The organism is Cryobacterium arcticum, assembly GCF_001679725.1.
Classification (GTDB): Bacteria; Actinomycetota; Actinomycetes; order Actinomycetales; family Microbacteriaceae; genus Cryobacterium; species Cryobacterium arcticum_A.
Window position 1 is genome coordinate 232,566 of sequence record NZ_CP016282.1, and the last position, 17,136, is coordinate 249,701.

General features: G+C 68.3%; 17 protein-coding genes and 1 tRNA gene. 6 read left to right on the forward strand and 12 right to left on the reverse strand.

Annotated elements, in window-relative coordinates:
• Positions 1–179: 179 nt before the first annotated feature.
• Positions 180–764 (forward strand): nucleoside deaminase, encoded by a 585-nt coding sequence (locus tag PA27867_RS01075; RefSeq protein WP_066591993.1) that lies wholly within the window; start codon positions 180–182, stop codon positions 762–764.
• Positions 765–856: 92 nt separating this feature from the next.
• Here PA27867_RS01075 and PA27867_RS21155 read toward each other — a convergent pair whose 3' ends face one another.
• Together PA27867_RS21155 and PA27867_RS01085 are read right to left on the reverse strand one after the other, a co-directional pair.
• Entirely contained in the window at positions 857–2,311 is a 1,455-nt protein-coding gene (locus PA27867_RS21155; protein WP_066591996.1) for a hypothetical protein, read from the reverse strand.
• Between the two features lie 83 nt (positions 2,312–2,394).
• Positions 2,395–3,444, reverse strand: coding sequence for a hypothetical protein (locus PA27867_RS01085; protein WP_066591998.1), 1,050 nt, complete (start codon positions 3,442–3,444; stop codon positions 2,395–2,397).
• 185 nt (positions 3,445–3,629) lie between these two features.
• Between PA27867_RS01085 and PA27867_RS01090 the strand changes: the two genes are divergently transcribed.
• From PA27867_RS01090 to glsA, 3 genes are all read left to right on the forward strand, one after another.
• Entirely contained in the window at positions 3,630–5,015 is a 1,386-nt protein-coding gene (locus PA27867_RS01090) for an MFS transporter (protein ID WP_066592000.1), read from the forward strand.
• An 84-nt stretch (positions 5,016–5,099) separates the two neighbouring features.
• Positions 5,100–5,172, forward strand: a tRNA-Arg gene (locus PA27867_RS01095).
• A gap of 80 nt (positions 5,173–5,252) precedes the next feature.
• Entirely contained in the window at positions 5,253–6,191 is a 939-nt protein-coding gene (gene glsA, locus PA27867_RS01100) for a glutaminase A (protein WP_066592002.1), read from the forward strand.
• A 13-nt stretch (positions 6,192–6,204) separates the two neighbouring features.
• Here glsA and PA27867_RS01105 read toward each other — a convergent pair whose 3' ends face one another.
• From PA27867_RS01105 to upp, 6 genes are all read right to left on the reverse strand, one after another.
• Positions 6,205–6,780 (reverse strand): NUDIX domain-containing protein, encoded by a 576-nt coding sequence (locus tag PA27867_RS01105; protein WP_236900786.1) that lies wholly within the window; start codon positions 6,778–6,780, stop codon positions 6,205–6,207.
• A gap of 91 nt (positions 6,781–6,871) precedes the next feature.
• Positions 6,872–7,057 carry a DUF1918 domain-containing protein gene (locus PA27867_RS01110; protein WP_066592004.1) on the reverse strand — a complete coding sequence of 62 codons (186 nt, stop codon included), beginning with the start codon at positions 7,055–7,057 and terminating at the stop codon, positions 6,872–6,874.
• 85 nt (positions 7,058–7,142) lie between these two features.
• Entirely contained in the window at positions 7,143–7,589 is a 447-nt protein-coding gene (locus PA27867_RS01115; RefSeq protein WP_066592006.1) for a MarR family winged helix-turn-helix transcriptional regulator, read from the reverse strand.
• A gap of 112 nt (positions 7,590–7,701) precedes the next feature.
• The gene (locus PA27867_RS01120) at positions 7,702–8,283 is read right to left on the reverse strand and encodes a putative glycolipid-binding domain-containing protein (protein WP_066592010.1); all 582 of its coding nucleotides are present in this window, start codon (positions 8,281–8,283) and stop codon (positions 7,702–7,704) included.
• A 690-nt stretch (positions 8,284–8,973) separates the two neighbouring features.
• Positions 8,974–9,684 (reverse strand): winged helix-turn-helix domain-containing protein, encoded by a 711-nt coding sequence (locus PA27867_RS01125; RefSeq protein WP_066592013.1) that lies wholly within the window; start codon positions 9,682–9,684, stop codon positions 8,974–8,976.
• 522 nt (positions 9,685–10,206) lie between these two features.
• Positions 10,207–10,839, reverse strand: coding sequence for a uracil phosphoribosyltransferase (upp, locus tag PA27867_RS01130; protein WP_066592016.1), 633 nt, complete (start codon positions 10,837–10,839; stop codon positions 10,207–10,209).
• Positions 10,840–10,901: 62 nt separating this feature from the next.
• Here upp and tadA point away from each other — a divergent pair, with 62 nt between their 5' ends.
• Entirely contained in the window at positions 10,902–11,411 is a 510-nt protein-coding gene (gene tadA / locus PA27867_RS01135; RefSeq protein ID WP_257784139.1) for a tRNA adenosine(34) deaminase TadA, read from the forward strand.
• On the opposite strand, the gene PA27867_RS01140 is transcribed toward tadA, so the two are convergent.
• Entirely contained in the window at positions 11,338–12,087 is a 750-nt protein-coding gene (locus PA27867_RS01140; RefSeq protein ID WP_066592022.1) for a glutamine amidotransferase-related protein, read from the reverse strand. The genes tadA and PA27867_RS01140 overlap by 74 nt on opposite strands.
• The gene (locus tag PA27867_RS01145) at positions 12,084–13,046 is read right to left on the reverse strand and encodes a cation diffusion facilitator family transporter (RefSeq protein WP_066592024.1); all 963 of its coding nucleotides are present in this window, start codon (positions 13,044–13,046) and stop codon (positions 12,084–12,086) included. Before PA27867_RS01145 ends, PA27867_RS01140 begins: the two co-directional genes overlap by 4 nt.
• Before the next feature lie 70 nt (positions 13,047–13,116).
• On the opposite strand from PA27867_RS01145, the gene proC reads away from it, so the two are divergent.
• A complete protein-coding gene (proC, locus tag PA27867_RS01150) occupies positions 13,117–13,965 on the forward strand; it encodes a pyrroline-5-carboxylate reductase (protein WP_066592026.1) in 849 nt (282 codons plus the stop codon).
• 1,014 nt (positions 13,966–14,979) lie between these two features.
• Here proC and PA27867_RS01155 read toward each other — a convergent pair.
• Together PA27867_RS01155 and PA27867_RS01160 are read right to left on the reverse strand one after the other, a co-directional pair.
• Positions 14,980–15,651, reverse strand: coding sequence for a potassium channel family protein (locus PA27867_RS01155; protein WP_066592031.1), 672 nt, complete (start codon positions 15,649–15,651; stop codon positions 14,980–14,982).
• Positions 15,644–17,086: a TrkH family potassium uptake protein gene (locus PA27867_RS01160; protein WP_066592037.1), complete on the reverse strand. Its 1,443-nt coding sequence runs from the start codon at positions 17,084–17,086 to the stop codon at positions 15,644–15,646. Before PA27867_RS01160 ends, PA27867_RS01155 begins: the two co-directional genes overlap by 8 nt.
• Positions 17,087–17,136 lie beyond the last annotated feature (50 nt).

The following is a 17,136-nucleotide window of genomic DNA, read 5'->3' on the forward strand; positions in this document are numbered from 1 at the left end:
GTCCCGGCGCGCGCAAGCGAATTCGACGGGCTTCACCGCCCGGAAACACAACCGTTCGACGGCCGAAATGCAGGCGCGGGCCGACGCGGCGCGTCGGCACAATCTGCCGGAAACATCCGTCTCGTACGCTGGGCCCCGAGACGCCGCGCGGTGCGGCGCCACAGAACGAAGAGGCCACCATGCAGACCGAATTCACCCTCTCCCTCCCGCCCTGGCTCGTCGAGGAGCTGCCCGGCCTGCCCGCGGTGCTGTCGACGCTCGACGAACGGATGGCCCTGGTCAACGCGCTCGCCGCCCGCAACTACCGCGAGGGCAACGGCGGCCCGTTCGCGGCCATCGTGGTCGACGCCACGACCGGCGCCCTGGTATCGGTGGGTGTGAACGTGGTGCTCTCCTCCGGGGTGGCCGGCGCCCATGCCGAGATCATGGCCCTCGGGCTGGCCCAGCGCGCCACCGGGACCTGGGACCTCGGCGCGGACCCCGCCCGGCCGCTGGAGCTGGTGGTCAACTGGCGTCCGTGCGTGATGTGTTACGGCGCCACGATGTGGTCGGGCGTGCGCCGGCTGGTGGTGGCGGGCTCCGGGGCCGAGCTGGAGGAGCTCACCGGTTTCGACGAGGGGCCGATGCGCGAGGACTGGGCCGAGCAGTTCGAGGCGCGTGGCATCACCGTGGTGCAGGACATCGGCCGCGAGGAGGCGCTGCAGGTGTTCCGGGAGTACGGAGCGGCCGACGTGCTGGTCTACAACGCGCGCGGGGCCAGCTGAGCCGCCGGAGGCACTGCCGCAGCCGGGCATGCCTCTGACCGGTCGCCGACACACAGTCGGCGACCGGTCACAAGGGATTCGGTTGGGCCGGCCTAGCTTTCGCTAGCCTGCCCGGCACTCAGCCCCATTCGGCGACGCAGCCCAGCGAGCGCGAGGAGCAGCAGCGAGCCCAGCATCACCGGGATCAGGGCGATGGCCGCGAGGAACGCCGGGTTGGCCCCGGTGCTGGCCAGGGCGGCGGGCAGGAGACCGGCGGTTGTCGAGGTCGACAGTGCGCCCTGTGTGACGGATGTGGTCGGGGACACGCCCGCGGGGATCACGGTGTCCCGCGGGCCGGTGGGGCTAACCGGTCTGACCGGCGTTACCGGCGTCACGGGGGTGACCGGGGTGACCGGCGTTACGGGGTTGACCGGCGTCACCGGCGTCACCGGCGTCACCGGGGTGACCGGGGTGACCGGGGCGCCGGGAACCGTGGTGGTGGAGCCCGTCGTGGTGCTGTCGCCGATCACCGAGACCGCATTGCCGCCCACCGTGACGGGGATCAGCAGGTCGAGAAGCGCCTGGGTGCCGCCGAGGATGCTGTCGCTTCCGTCGGTGTTAGCGGCTTCCGGTCCTGCCGTCGTGGAGCCGACGGGGGCCGTAGTGGTGTCCGTGCTGGTCGAGTCTCCGACTACGGAGATGGCGTTTCCACTGACGGTGACCGGGGCGACGGCGTCGAGAACCGCCTGGGTGCCGCCGAGGATGCTGTCGCTTCCGTCAGTGTTAGCGGCGTCGGGGCCCGCGGTCGTTGACTCGGAGGGAACGGTGGTGGTGGCATCCGTGGTGGTGGAGTCTCCGAGGACGGAGATGGCGTTGCCGCTGACGGTGACCGGGGCGACGGCGTCGATGACGGCTTGGGTGCCGCCGAGGGCGGTGTCCTCTCCGTCAGTGGTCGGGGCGGCAGCCGGTGCCGTTGCCGCTGGGTCGGCCGGGGCCGTGGTTGTGGTGTCCGTGCTGGTCGAGTCTCCGACGACGGAGATGGCGTTTCCGCTGACGGTGACCGGGGCGACGGCGTCGATGACGGCCTGGGTGCCGCTGAGGATGCTGTCGCTTCCGTCGGTGCTTACGGCCTCAGGTCCTGCCGACGTGGACTCGGCCGGGGCCGGGGCCGGGGCGGTGGTGGCATCCGTGCTGGTCGAATCTCCGATTACCGAGATCGAATTGCCGCTGACGGTGATTGGCGCAGCGGCGTCGACGACAGCTTGGGTGCCGCCGAGAACGCTGTTGTCTCCGTCGGTGGTCGAAGCGGCGGGCGATGCTGATGCTGGCGGGTCGCTCGGTGCGGTTGTGGTGGCATCCGTGCTGGTCGAGTCTCCGATGATGGAGATCGCATTGCCGGACACGGTGACGGGTAGGACGGTGTCGATCACCGCCTGGGTGCCCGACAAGATTCCGTCGGTACCGGATGTTTCGGGTGCTTCTGCGGCATTGGCAACACCGGCGCCGATGGCCGAGAGGCCGCCGACGAGGAGGGCGCAGTACAGGCCCTTTTTGACGAACGAGAACATGGTTTTAACTCCTTGAACGATTGATGTGGTGCCTCCGAGGGAGGCGGTGGTCGCGGTCTGCGAGTACTCAGCAGCGCGACCGATCAATCAGGAGTGGAACCGGGGTTGAACGAGGGGGCGAGCGGAAGCTCATCGCCGGTGGCCGACGACGAGTGGAATCGGACCACGGGCGCAGCCAGCAGTCCGGAGGGCGTGGTGGTGGCTACGGGCGACCCGTTGCCCGGGCCGGAGCCGCTGATCGAACCGCCGGCCGGCGCAGGCAGCGCGGTCGGGGAGAACGGCGTGCCGAACGGTGTTGCGGGAGCCGTCGGAACCGGGGACCCTGCGACCACAGAGGCCGTCGCGGTAGCGGTGGCTGGGGCGGCGGACGTCGGCGCGGTGTTCCATCCGGGTAGCGCCGAGGGCGTACCGGAGCCGCTCTGCGTCTGGCCGTGAGCGACAACGATCTGTGCCGCCTCGCCGGGGGCAGCGGGTGAACCCAGCGTGGGCTCCAGGCCGGCCGATACGCCGTTCGGCGCCGGCACGGTGCCGACGACAGGCGTGCTGGTCGGGGGCAAGACGTCGCCCACGGGCACCACCACGGCGTCGATGACGGGTGTCAGCACCGGTGTCGCCACGGCGGCTACCGGGGCCACGACCTCGGTCACGACCGGGGCCACGACATCCTGAACCACGGGCGTCACGACGGCATCGAGGGTGGGGGAGACGACCTGGTCAACGAGCGGGTCGACCACCGACTGGGTGATGGGTTCGACCACCGCAGCGACCACGGGCACCGCCACATCGTTCACCACGGGAACGGCCGACATGACCTGGGTTGCCGTTGCGTCGGCACCGTCGAGCACCTCGCCAACCTGCACGGCATCTGCAACGGGCGCGGCCACCCGAACGGTGCCTGCCACGGTGTCAACGTATCCGTCGAGGGTGTCGACCACCGGGGCCGTCGAGTCCGGCAGGCCGCCCAGGAGCGAGTCACCGGTGCCGGTCTCGCGGTATGACGCAGAAGCGGTCGAAGCCGAGGCCGAGGTGGGGGCCGACAGTGTGTCGAAGACCAGCCAGGCGGCGGCGGCGGCGACAATCGCCAGGGCGATGCGCGCCGGCGAAGCGAGATGTATCCCCTGTTTTCGCTCCACGTCGTCACCCCCCTTGGTGCGGCTCGTCTGAATATGAGCGAACCACAGGACTCCTCGGATGTCCAGCAATTGTGCACAATCAGCACTTCCGCCTCGCTCCGGGCCGGGCCGAGTTCGCCGAGATTACGGCCGATTATCGGGCTGCATCCTGCCGGAGAAGCCCCCGATTGAGGTTGACTAGGGGAATGACTCCCGCGCAGCGACGCATCCTGATCGTCGCCATCCTGTCGTCGTTCGTGGCGTTCCTGGACGGCTCCATCATCAATGTGGCGTTACCGGCGATTTCCCGGGAGCTCGGCGGTGGGCTGCCGCTGCAACAGTGGGTGGTCGACGGCTACCTGCTCAGCCTGGGCGCGCTGATTCTGGTGGCCGGGTCTCTCTCCGACACATTCGGACGGGTGCGGGTGCTGCGGGCCGGGCTGATCTGGTTCGGCATCACCTCGCTCGCCTGCGGTCTGGCTCCCACCGGTCTCTTCCTGGTCATCGCCCGCGTGCTGCAGGGTGTGGCCGCTGCGTTGCTGGTGCCCAGTTCACTCGCCCTGATCACCTCGAGGTTCAGCGGGGTCGCGCAGGGCAAGGCCATCGGTGCCTGGACCGGCTGGACCGGCGTGGCCGGCATCGCCGGGCCGCTGCTGGGCGGGCTCCTGGTGGATGCGGCGACCTGGCGGTTGGTGTTCTTCATCAACGTGATCCCGATCGCTCTGACCCTGATCCTGCTGCGCCGGGTGGAGGAACCCCTGCGGCCCGCCGCCGGTGCCCGCGTGGATGTGCTCGGTGCCTGCCTGGCCGTGGTGGGATTGGGCGGCCCGGTGTTCGCGCTCATCGAGCAGGGCCGGTTCGGCTGGACGAGCCCGGTGGTCTACCTGCCCCTGCTGGTGGGCTTGGCCTCGTTCGGCGCGTTCCTGTGGTGGGAGGCGCGGGCCCCGCATCCGATGATGCCCCTCGGCCTGTTCCGGGTGCGCAACTTCGCCGTGGGCAACATCGCCACCGTCGGCATCTACGCGGCACTCAACCTCGGATTCTTCCTCTTCGCGCTCTACCTGCAGGAGGTCGGCGGGTTCTCGGCCACGCTGGCCGGGTTGGCCGGCATTCCGGCCACCGTGATGATGCTGATTTTCGCCACACTCTTCGGCACTTTGGCCGGAAAATACGGTCCGCGACTGTTCATGACCGTCGGGCCGATCGTGGCCGGCAGCGGGTTCCTGTTGGTGACCACGGCGGTGCCGCCGATCAACTTCGCCCTGCACGTGTTGCCGGGAATCGTGCTGGTGGGCCTGGGCCTGTCCATCACGGTCGCGCCGCTCACAGCGGCCGTCCTCGGCTCCATTCACCCCGGTCAGGCCGGTATCGGGTCGGCGATCAACAACGCGGTCGCCCGGGTGGCCGGCTTGATCGCGATCGCCATGACCGGCACCATCGTCGGCTCCACCCTCGATGTGGCCGGTTTCCAGCGGGCGATGGTGGTTGTGGCGGCGCTGATGTTCCTGGGCGGAATCGTGTCCTGGTTGGGCATCCGTCGGGTCGTGCCGGTGGCGGATGCGCCGCCCTCGGCCATCGGAGAGCCGGCCTAGTGGCCTCATGCGCACGTGGGCGCCTCAAATAACTGTTATAGTTTCTAAGTTGTCTTCGAGCGTTTCGCTGCAGAAGTCACCACTGCGCCCGTAGCTCAACGGATAGAGCATCTGACTACGGATCAGAAGGTTGGGGGTTCGAATCCCTTCGGGCGCACAGATTGAAAGCGGTTCACTTCGGTGGGCCGCTTTTGTCGTTTCCGGTGTCTGCTGAGACGACCGTGTCAGGATGGAGCGATGCGCCGCGCTTCCGATCCCCGCACCTACGACCTCGATGCCCTCCGCGACCGGCTGCTCCCCGAGGACGAGGGCACGGTGAATGACAGCATCCCGCAGCTCGCCGCCGCCGATCCCGGGCTCTGCGGGATCGCCCTCGTGCTCCCCGACGGCAGCATCCGGGCCAGCGCGCAGGCCGACCTGCCCTTCAGCGTGCAGTCGGCGGTGAAACCGTTCCTCTTCGCCCTCGCCCTGCAGGACACCGACGGAGCCGCACTCGACCGCATCGGCATCGAACCGACCGGGGAGGCCTTCGACGCCATCAAGCTCGAGAGTGGCACCGGCCGGCCGCCGAACCCCATGGTCAACGCCGGGGCTCTACTCACGGCCGCCCTGGTCGACGGGGACGACGTCGAGGCCCGCAACGACCGCATCCTGCGCGGGCTGTCGGCCTTCGCGGCCCGGCCGCTCGAGGTGGACGAGGAGATCGCCCGCGACGAGCACCTGATGGGTGACCGCAACCACGCCCTGGCGCACCTGATGCGCTCGGAGGGCACCCTCGGCGTCAGCGCCGACGACGCCGTGGCCGTGTACGCCCGGGCGTGCGCGGTGCTTGTGGACGCCACCGCGCTGGCCGTCATGGGCGCCACCCTCGCCTGCGGCGGTGTGAACCCCGTGACGGGCGAGCGTGTGGTCGCCGCGGCGGTGGCCCGTGACGTCATGTCGGTCATGGCCACCTGCGGGGTCTACGACGGTTCCGGCCGGTGGATGCGCACGGTCGGCGTCCCAGCCAAATCGAGCGTCTCCGGGGCCATCGTGCTCGCCGCGCCGGGCCGTCTCGGCGCCGCCATCGTGAGTCCGCCGCTCGACGCGCAGGGCACCAGCGTGCGCGGGCGCATCGCGAGCGAGCGGCTCAGCGCCGACCTCGGCCTGCACGCCTTCGGGCCGCACGCCGGCTGAGGGCGCCCGGCCGTCAGTCGAGCCGGTGCGCCAGCTCCGCGAGAACACCGGCCAGCCGGCGGTCGAAGTGCGGGGGAACGTTCTCGGGCAGCGCATCCACCGGCCACCAGGCCACGTCGTCGCTCTCGTCGCTGGCCACCGGGGCCGCCTCCGGGCGGGCCACGGCCGCGAAACCCACGTCCCAGTGCGCGCTGCACCTGAAGCCGCCGCCCAGGGTGTGTCGGTCGACGTCGAGGATGCCGGGTCCGAGCGGCACGAGGTCGGCGATGCCGCATTCCTCACGCGCTTCGCGGTAGGCCGCCGCGGCCACCGACGCATCCGCGGACTCGACGTGGCCGCCGAGCTGCACCCAAAAGCGGCCCTTGCGGTGGAAGCAGAGCAGCACCTGGGCGAGGTCGGGGGTGAAGACGAAGCAGCTGCCCGTGACATGCTCCGGGCCGCCGTCGCGGCGCAGCGCCGCACCGGGCGAATCCGCGAGGAAGTCGAGGTACTCGTCCCGCAGCATCGCCTGACCGGGTGCGAGCGGCGTCCAGGCCCGGAGCCGGTCGATCAGGTCATCGGTGGGGGAGCGCAGAGCGGAATCGGGCACATCCGAGGATAGCCGCCCGCAACTGTTGCCCGCGTGGACGATTGGTCCCGGTGTGCCGGGTGCAGGTGTCCGCTGCGGGACCACTCAGAGGTCAGTGGGTGTGCTCGACCACAAAATCGGTGCCGGGGAACACCAGCGTCTCGTGGCCGTCGTCGAACGACACCAGGTAGGGCGGCTCCCCTTCGGGGCCGCGCACCTCACGAATGGTCCCGTGCCGGTCGGGCGTCGAATCGGTCTTTCCTCGAATGATGATGCGGTCGTTCTCAGTTGCGCGCATAACGCTCACCTCCTGCCGGGCAGGTTACGCTCGCGCCCGGCGCCTGCACAGGGGCAGCGACCAGTGGTCGCATCCGCAGGGCGGGTCAGGCGGGCTGGTCCGGTCCCAGCCGCAGCCGGTCGCAGAGGGCCGTGAGCTGCACGAGTTCGTCGGCGCTCAGGCTGTCGCCCACGCGGGTCGTGATCGAGCCCATGTGATCGAGCGCCACCCGGCGGAACAGCGCGTAGCCGGCCTCGGTGAGCTCGACGATGGCGCCCCGGCCGTCGTCGGGGTCCGGATGCTTGGCGACGTATCCGCGGGACGCCAGGCGGTCCACGAGCCGGCTCACGCTCGGCTGAGTGAGCAGCACGTGCTTGTTCAGGTCGCGCAGACGGATGCTGCGGTCCTCCTGCCGGGACAGGTTGAACATCACGTCGTACTCGTTGAAGGAGATTTCCCGTGACGGGAACTCCTCGGCCAGGCTGCGCATAATGGCGACCTGGGCGCGGAACAACGACTCCCAGGCGGCAACTGCCACCGCTCGATCGACCATGCTGCCTCCTCACCGCCCCCAGGGCATCTCTTGGTCAAGAGTATGGGACTCGTGGAGCATCCCGCGGCAGCCTAGCCCGATCGCCGCGCTTCGAGGTGGATCAAGCGCACTCCTAGGCGTCCCTCACGGCGATGCCCGGGTAGGCCAGGATCAGGCCGGCGGTGTCGAACGTGAGCTCGCAGGTGACGTCGAACGAGCGCGACTCGTAGTGGAAGCTCAACCCGCGCGGCGAGAGCGCCGTGAGGGTGTACTCCTGCTCCAAGCGGACGATGCTGAGATCGTTCGCCCGGACGAAGGCCGCGGGTACTCGCACGGGTTCCCCGGCCACGAACTCGAGCCGGTGCAGGGGGAGGGTGTTGGTGACGCAGGAGGACTCGAAGTCGACGTCCACGCATCCGGTGAGGTCGGCTCGCGGTATCCCGTCGACCTCCCAACCCCGGTCGGCGGAGCGCCGCAACACCGTGTGCCGCTCGCCGTCCACGGTGGAGGCGGCGGCCCGCACCTCCTGAGTGCGCCAGACGGGGTCGAGATCGATCGAGTAGTCCACCGACCAGGCGGATGCGTCCTCCACGGCCGTGGAGACGCCCCGCAGCCGGTGGCCCCGCGGACCACTGTCGGTGAAGAGCACCTCGAAGCCCTGCCGGACGCCGGAATGACGCCAACTCGCCTGTCGGGGCAGAGTCTTCAGGTGCATGCCATGACCCTAGGCCGACGCCTGGACTTCGTCACGCCTTGGCCGGCAATAGCGTCGTCCAAGGGAACACTGGGTGAACTCGCAGGAAAATAACGATCCGATAACTGGCGCTCCGTTATCCGTTCGTTATATATTCGTAGTGCATCAACCGTTTGCTGTGGCGGAAGATGCGAATGTGATTGCAGGACACTCTTGGTGCAAGGGAAGAGGGTCGGTCGTTTGCCTCTACGACCGGCCCTCAATCACGTTAACGGGCAGTAGCCGCCGCGCCGCGCTACGCGGCGTCGCCGCTCGAGCCCGTCGAGACCTCGTGAGGTGCGCAGGGTCGGCCCACACGTCGGTCGAGCCCGTCGAGACCTGGCGACGTGCGCGAGGTCGTGCCCCCACGTCGGTCGAGCTTGTCGAGACCTGGCGACGTGCGCGAGGTCGTGCCCCCACGTCGGTCGAGCTTGTCGAGACCTGGTGAGGTGCGCGAGGTCGTGCCCCCACGTCGGTCGAGCTTGTCGAGACCTGGTGAGGTGCTCTGAGTCGTAGGGACATCGATGGGCGCACTGTCGAGATCGTCTTGCGGGGTTTCGACAGGCTCGACCGCCGGACCGGGGCTTTGACGGGGCCGTCTCGCGGGGTCTCGACAGGCTCGACCAGCGCATGCGCGCGTGGTCGAGGTCGCCCAGCTGGGCGGGGCGCTACCTAGAAGCGGTCGGGGCTGGGCGTGCTGGCCTGGCGGATCGACACATCCGCGTGGCGGTCGAAGCGGTAGCCCACGCCGCGCACGGTGCGCACGATGTCTTCGTAGCGGCCGAGCTTGGAGCGCAGGCGGCGCACGTGCACGTCGATGGTGCGCTCGTTCGGGGCATCCTCTTCGCTCTCGGCGTCCCAGAGCTTGGAGATCAACTCGGCGCGCTCGATGGTGCGGCCTTCGCGCAGCACCAGGTACTGCAGCAGCTCGAACTCCTTGTAGGTGAGCGCCGCGGTCTCGTTGTCGAGGATCACGCGCTTGCGGGAGATGTCGACGACGACGCCGCCGGGCGCGCGGTCGGCATCCTCGGCAGTGTTGCGGTGCTTAGCCAGGGCGGCCGGGTCCTGCAGGGCCAGGCGCACGACGTCCACATCGCGGCCACCGACGCCCTCCGGTGCCAGGGCGACAGCGGCGTGGGTCTCGGCCGAGGGGGCGATGGCCTGGGTGAGCTTCTTCAGCTCCTCGACGATGCGGTGCAGGCTTGTACCGGCCGCGGCCGCCTTGGCCTCGTCGATGCCCACGTAGAGCACGAAGCCGCGAGCCTGGGTGCCCTCCGGCACAGCGCGGATGCGCGGCGCGGCCGGAGCCGGCGCGGGGGCCAGGGTGAGCTCGGGGCGGAAGGACTGGACGGAACGGGCGGTGTCGATGTGTGCGAGTGACATTGGAGAAATCCTTGAGGTGTGATGATGCGCAAAACCCGGCGCGTCAGCGCTCGTGGGTTCGAAAAAGATCGGCCGGAGTGGCCGGGCGGCCCCTGTGAGGAGAGCCCTGGAGTCGGTCCGCCGTGAATCTGGCGGCCTCAGCGGCTGTGGGACAGCGGGTGAGGGCTGATCGACTCGGCGCTATTGCCTGTCTGGGTTAGCGGCACATTCGGCAACACGCCATCACGCTGCTGCCGGGCATCATCATGCCGGCAGTCCCCAAAGCCTCGAAGGAGGTCGGGATGCGTGTGGTGGAAGTCATGACTGTGAGTAAAGCCGACTGTGACGAGTTGTGTCAATTCAGTTACGCGGAATCTCGCCCGTGCGGCTGCATCACGTTCACGGGGAATCTGCGAAATCGGAGGATCTCGCACAAAGGGCCGCTTTCTCAAAGAAAGCGGCCCTCAAATGAAGTTTTTCAAAGTTTTGTGAATCTAACTGCGGTCGGCGCGTCGCCCGTCGCAGGATCTGCGGAGTGCTGGGTCAGACCAGGCCGTAGAGGCGGTCACCGGCGTCGCCGAGGCCGGGAACGATGTAGCCGTGCTCGTCGAGGCGTTCGTCCACCGCGCCGAGCACGATGGTGACCTCGCGGCCCGCCAGCGCCTTCTCGACGGCGGCGAGGCCCTCAGGGGCGGCGAGGATGCAGATGGCCGTGACGTCGACGGCGCCGCGGTCGAAGAGGAACTCGATCGCTGCGATCAAGGAGCCGCCGGTGGCCAGCATCGGGTCGAGCACGAAACACTGGCGGTCGGAGAGGTCGTCGGGCAGACGCTCGGCGTAGGTGGTGGGCTGCAGGGTCTCTTCATTGCGGGCCATGCCCAGGAATCCGACCTCGGCAGTGGGGAGCAGCTTGACCATGCCCTCGAGCATGCCGAGCCCGGCGCGCAAGATCGGAACAACCAGGGGCTTGGGGTCGCTGATCTTCACACCGCGGGCGAGCGACACGGGCGTCTGCACGGTCACCTCGTCCACGCGAACGCCCCGGGTGCCCTCGTACGCGAGCAGGGTCATCAGCTCTTCCACCAGCGCGCGGAACATCGGCGACGAGGTGCTCTGGTCACGCAACACCGTGAGCTTGTGGGTGATGAGCGGATGGTCGGCTACGTGGACTCGCATAGGCTCAATCTACTAGTTCACGCGGGTCCGCGGCTCTAGTCGGGCGCCCGGGAAGAGGTGATGTGGTGCGGCACAGCGACGAACACGAAGCGTGGATGCGCCTGGCCCTCCACGAGGCACAGGACGCCCTGGTCGGCGGCGACGTTCCGGTCGGCGCGGTGGTGCTGGATCCGGCCGGCCGGGTGATCGGCCGCGGGCGCAACGAGCGGGAGCTGCACCAGGATCCCACCCTGCACGCCGAGGTGGTGGCCATCCGCGAGGCTGCCGCTGCGCTGGGGGACTGGCACCTCACCGACTGCACCCTGGTGGTGACCCTGGAGCCCTGTGTGATGTGCGCGGGCGCGATCGTGGCGGCCCGGGTGGCCCGGGTGGTTTTCGGCGCGTGGGACGAGAAGGCCGGCGCCGCCGGGTCGCTCTACGACGTGCTGCGCGACCGCCGGCTCAACCACCGGGTCGAAGTGGTGTCCGGGGTGGCCGAGGTTGAGTGCGGACGAGTGCTCAGGGAGTTCTTCGAGGATCCGCTGCGCCGCCCGGCTGCGCCCCGCCCGGCAACGCCGCCAGCCACTCACTGAACAGGGCCCGGGATGCCGCCTGCATCGCGTCGGAGTGCTCGGCGCGGTCCCGCCGCAGTGTGTCGGCGTCCAGCCCCTCCGCGTCGAGCTCCACGGTGGAGGAGGCCAGCCAGGTCTCGTGCATCTCGGCGGTCAGCTCGGGGTGGAACTGCACCGCCAGCGCCCAGTCCTCAATAGCGAAGGCCTCGTTGCCGTACGCATCCGACCCGGCCAGCCGGGTGGTGCCCTCGGGCAGGTCGAAGGTGTCGCTGTGCCACTGCATCACCGGGATGCCGCTGACATACCGCAGGGGCGAGTCGAGGCCGGCCTCGGTGGGCTGCACCAGGCGGAAACCGATCTCGTTGCTCGGACCCCGGTAGACGGGGGAGCCGAGGGCGCTGGCCATCAGCTGGGCCCCCAGGCACACGCCGAAGATCGGGCGCCGGGCGGCCAGTCGGCCGGCGAGCAGGCCCACCTCGTCGGCCAGCACCGGGAACTGGTCGGTCTGGTAGACGCCCATCTCGCCGCCGAGCACCACGAGAAGGTCGGCCTCGGCCGGGTCGATCTGCCGAACGCCGTCGGTGAGGGTGTCGACGTAGCGCACGCTGTAGCCGTGCTCGATCAGCACCGGCTCCAGGTTGCCCAGGTGGATGTCGTCGGCGTGCCGCAGGACCAGGGCGACGGGGCCCGCGCTCATTCGCGGCCCTTGATGACGATCGCGTCGGTGGGCGGATTCACCGTGGCCGGGTCGATATAGAGATCGGGTTCGAGGTAGATGACGCGGGCACTGGGCACGGCCTCCCGGATGCGCGCTTCGATGGTGTCGATCCCCGCGGCGACATCGGAGAACCGTTGCCCGGAGTCGAAGGAGAGCTTGGCGGCGACGAGCAGCTCGTCCGGGCCGAGGTAGAGCGTCTTGAGGTGGATGAGGTTCTTCGTCTCCGGGCCGGCCAGGATGGCGGACTTGATGGCGTCGACATCCTTGACGCTGGCGCCCTCGCCCACCAGCAGGCTTTTGGTCTCGATGCCCAGCACGATGGCCACCAGCACAAGCAGCACGCCGATGCCGAGGGTGCCGACGGCGTCCCAGGTGGCGTCGCCGGTGACCACGGTGAGGCCCACGCCGCCCAGCGCCAGCATCAGGCCGGTGAGGGCCGCGACGTCTTCGAGCAGCACGACGGGGAGTTCGGGGGCCTTGGCGTGCCGGATGAACTGCACCCAGCTCTCGTTCTTGCGGGTGTGGTTGGACTCCTTCACCGCGGTGCGCAGCGAGAACGACTCCAGGCCGATCGCCACGAGCAGCACCAGGATCGGCAACCAGGCGTTCTCGAGTTCGTGCGGGTTCTGCAGCTTCTCGATGCCTTCGTAGATCGAGAACACGCCGCCGACGGAGAACAGGATGATCGACACCACGAAGGCGTACACGTAACGTTCGCGGCCGTAACCGAACGGATGCTCGGCGTCGGCCGCCTTCTTCGACTTGCGTCCGCCGATCAGCAGCAGGATCTGGTTGCCCGAGTCGGCGAGCGAGTGCACGCCCTCGGCCAGCATCGAGGACGACCCCGATACGAACCAGGCGATGAACTTGGTGATCGCGATGCCGAGGTTGGCGAGCAGTGCCGCCACAATCGCCTTGTTTCCGCCTGATGCGCTCATGCGACCAATCCTAGAACCGTCGCCCTGCCCCGAGAACCGCGGAAACCGTGCCGAAAACTACACTGGGGAGATGACTTCGACCGCACCCGTCACCCTGCCCGCCATCGCCTTCCTGGGCGCCGGATCGATGGCCAGGGCGGTCTTAGCGGGCCTGCTCAAGCCCACGGTCACGGTGACCGGCGGCATCCGCACCACCAACCGGTCGGCCGCCAAGGCCGCCGAACTGGCCGGCACCACGGGTGTGACGGCCTGGGCCACCGAGACGGAGCCCGACGCCAACCGGCTCGCCGTGGCCGGCGCGGGCATCGTGATCGTGGCGGTCAAGCCCGCCATGGTGCCCGACCTGCTCGCCGAGATCGCCGACAGCCTTGAGCCGGGCACCCTTGTCGTGAGCGTCGCGGCTGGCGTGACCATCGCCACCTTCGAGAAGCACCTGCCCGCGACGGTGGCCGTGATCCGGTCGATGCCGAACACGCCAGCCGTGGTGGGCATGGCTGTTACCGGGCTGAGCGCCGGCACCCGGTCCACGGCCGAGCAGATGGCGCTGGCGACGGCGTTGTTCGAAACCGTGGGGGAGGTACTGGTGGTGTCCGAAGACAAGATCGACGCGCTGAGCACCATTTCCGGGTCCGGTCCGGCGTATGTCTTCTACCTCATCGAGCAGCTCACCCTGACGGCCATCGACAAGGGGTTCACGCCAGCCGAGGCAGCCACCATGGTCAACGGCACGTTCCTCGGCGCGAGCGCGCTGCTGGCCGTCTCCGACCTCACGCCCACCGAGCTGCGCCGCCAGGTGACGAGCCCCAAAGGCACCACCGAGCGGGCCGTGCAGCAGCTCGAGACCGGGGGGCTCAAGGAGCTGTTCGACCGGGCCACGGATGCCGCGCTGGCGCGGGCCCGGGAGCTCGCCGCGTCCTAAGCGCCGCCTCCCCAGGTTTCGACAAGCTCAACCAGCGTGTGGTCGCGACCATTTCATGGGTCGCGACCAGTACGTCGGTCGAGCTTGTCGAGACCTCGTGGGCCGGTCTCTGAGCGCACGTCACCAGGTTTCGACAAGCTCAACCACCGTGTGGTCGCGACCAGTACGTCGGTCGAGCTTGTCGAGACCCCGTGGGCCGGCCTCTGAACGCACGTCACCGGGTTTCGACAAGCTCAACCACCGTGTGGTCGCGACGGCTTTATGGGTCGCGACCAGTACGTCGGTCGAGCTTGTCGAGACCTCGTGGGCCGGCCTCTGAACGCTCGTCACTGGGTTTCGGCAGGCTCAACCAGCGTGTGGTCGCGCCCGTTTCATGGGTCGCGACCAGTACGTCGGTCGAGCTTGTCGAGACCTCGTGGGCCGGCCTCTGAACGCACGTCACCGGGTTTCGACAAGCTCAACCACCGTGTGGTCGCGACGGCTTTATGAGTCGCGACCAGTACGTCGGTCGAGCTTGTCGAGACCTCGTGGCCCGGCCTCTGAATGCTCGTCACTGGGTTTCGACAGGCTCAACCACCGTGTGGTCGCGACCAGTACGTCGGTCGAGCTTGTCGAGACCTCGTGGGCCGGCCTCTGAACGCACGTCACCGGGTTTCGACAAGCTCAACCGGCGTGTGGTCGCGACCAGTACGTCGGTCGAGCTTGTCGAGACCTCGTGGGCCGGCTTCTGAACGCACGTCACCGGGTTTCGACAAGCTCAACCACCGTGTGGTCGCGACCAGTACGTCGGTCGAGCTTGTCGAGACCTCGTGGGCCGGCCTCTGAACGCTCGTCACTGGGTTTCGACAAGCTCAACCACCGTGTGGTCGCGACGGCTTTATGGGTCGCGACCAGTACGTCGGTCGAGCTTGTCGAGACCTCGTGGGCCGGCCTCTGAACGCACGTCACCGGGTTTCGACAAGCTCAACCGGCGTGTGGTTGCGCCGGGTTTCGACAGGCTCAACCGGCGCGTGGTTAGGAGCCGAGGGCCGCGAAACGCTCGATGTCGCCCTCGGTGCCGGCGACGATGATGAGGTCGTGATTGGACACGACGGTCTCGGCAGTGGCGTAGGTGAACGGCCGGCCGGGGCTCTTCACGCCCACGACCGTGACCTTGTGCTTGGTGCGCACGCCGGACTCGGTGAGGTTGAGCCCGCGGATCGGCTTGGGCGGGTACATCTTCACGAGCGCGAAGTCATCATCGAATTCGATGAAGTCCAGCATCCGCCCCGACACCAGGTGCGCGACGCGCTCGCCGGAGTCGGCCTCGGGGTAGATCACGTGGTTGGCGCCGATGCGCTCGAGGATCTTGCCGTGCGACTGGGAGATGGCCTTCGCCCAGATCTGCGGAATCTGCAGGTCGACGAGGTTAGCGACGATGAGCACGCTGGCCTCCACCGACGAGCCCACGGCGCACACGGCCACCGAGAAGTCCTGGGCGCCGATCTGGCGGAGCGCGTCGATGGACTTGGCGTCGGCCTGCACGGCGTGGGTGACCCGCTCGGACCACTTCTGCACGAGCGCCTCGCTGCTGTCCACGGCGAGGACCTCACGGCCCAGACGGTCGAGCTTGCCGGCAGTCGCGGCACCGAACCGACCCAGTCCAATGATCAGAACGGGGGCGTCGTGCTTGATCCGGTCAACCAACGATGGGCCTTTCCTCGGGGCGTTTGAACAACTGTCTGCTTTGGCTCGCTGCCAGCGCCGCCGCGAGAGTCACTGTACCAACCCGGCCCATGAACATCGTCGCGGCCAGAACGTAGACCCCCTCGGGTGGCAGCTCGGCGGTCAGCCCCGTCGACAGCCCCACGGTCGCGAACGCCGAGATCACATCAAAAAGCACGACGTCAAGCGCCTGCTTGGAGATGTGCAGGATCAGGATGCTCGACACGGCGACCGTGGTCGCGCCCCACAGCACCACGCTGACCGCCAGGCGCAGGATGTCGCTGGGGATGCGGCGGCCGAAGGCCTCCATCTGCTCCTTGCCCTGGGCCTCGGCGAAGGCGGCCAGGAACAGCACCGCGAGGGTGGTCACCTTGATGCCGCCGGCGGTGGAGGCCGAGCCGCCACCGATGAACATCAGCATGTCGCTGAGCAGCAGGCTGGAACCGTGCAGGTCGGCGATGTCGATGGTGGCGAAACCGCCGGACCGGGTCATCACCGACATGAACATGGATTGGAAGATGGTGTCGCCGGCGTTCAAGGACCCAAAGGTCTTCGGGTTGTCGAACTCCAGAATGATGTAGAAGATCATGCCGATGACCAGCAGCAGAACCGTAGTCCAAAGGGTGAGCTTCACGTGCACCGACCAGCGACGGGGTGTGCGCCAGTGCCTGGCGAAGGTCATCAGCACCGGGAAGCCCAGGCTGCCCAGGAACACGCCGGTCATCAGGGCGCCGAGGAACCAGTAGTCATTGGCGAACTGGCCGATGCCCTCCGCATTCGGGCTGAACCCGGTGTTGGTGAAGGCCATCGCGGCGTAATAGATGCTCTGCCAGAGGGCCTCGCCGGTGGGCACGCCGTCGATCAGCATCCGCGGGAACAAGAGCAGGGCGACGGCCGCCTCGATGGCCAGAGTGCTGATGGCCACCGTGAGCAGCAGGCTGCCGACCTCACCGAGCCGCACGGCCTGACCCTCATTGACCGGGCCCATGTGGATGCGCGACGGGTTCGAGTCGCTGGCCGCCATGAGCTTGGCGCGCAGGCCCAGGCGGCGGGAGATGACCAGGCCCATCAGGGATGCCAGGGTCAGCACCCCCATGCCGCCGATGTTGACGCCGACGACGACGAGAACGTTGCCGAATGCCGACCAGTGCGTGGCCATGTCCACCGTGCTCAGGCCGGTGACGCAAATCACCGACACGGCAGTGAACACGGCGTCGTGCAGCGGGGTTTCCGTGTCGCCAGCGGAGGCAATCGGCAAGGAGAACAGCAGGGTGAAGAGCAGGATCAGTGCGGTGAACACGAACAGCGCGAACCGGGACGGCGACTTGCGCACGATCCCATCGACAGAATCGCGGATGCGTCCGTACCAGGTGTTGGAATGGCTGCTGAACCGGGCGTTAGGGGTTTGCGTCTTCACTCGAATCCCCGAACTGGATGGTGGTCGATGACAAGTTGTCATGGTACCCG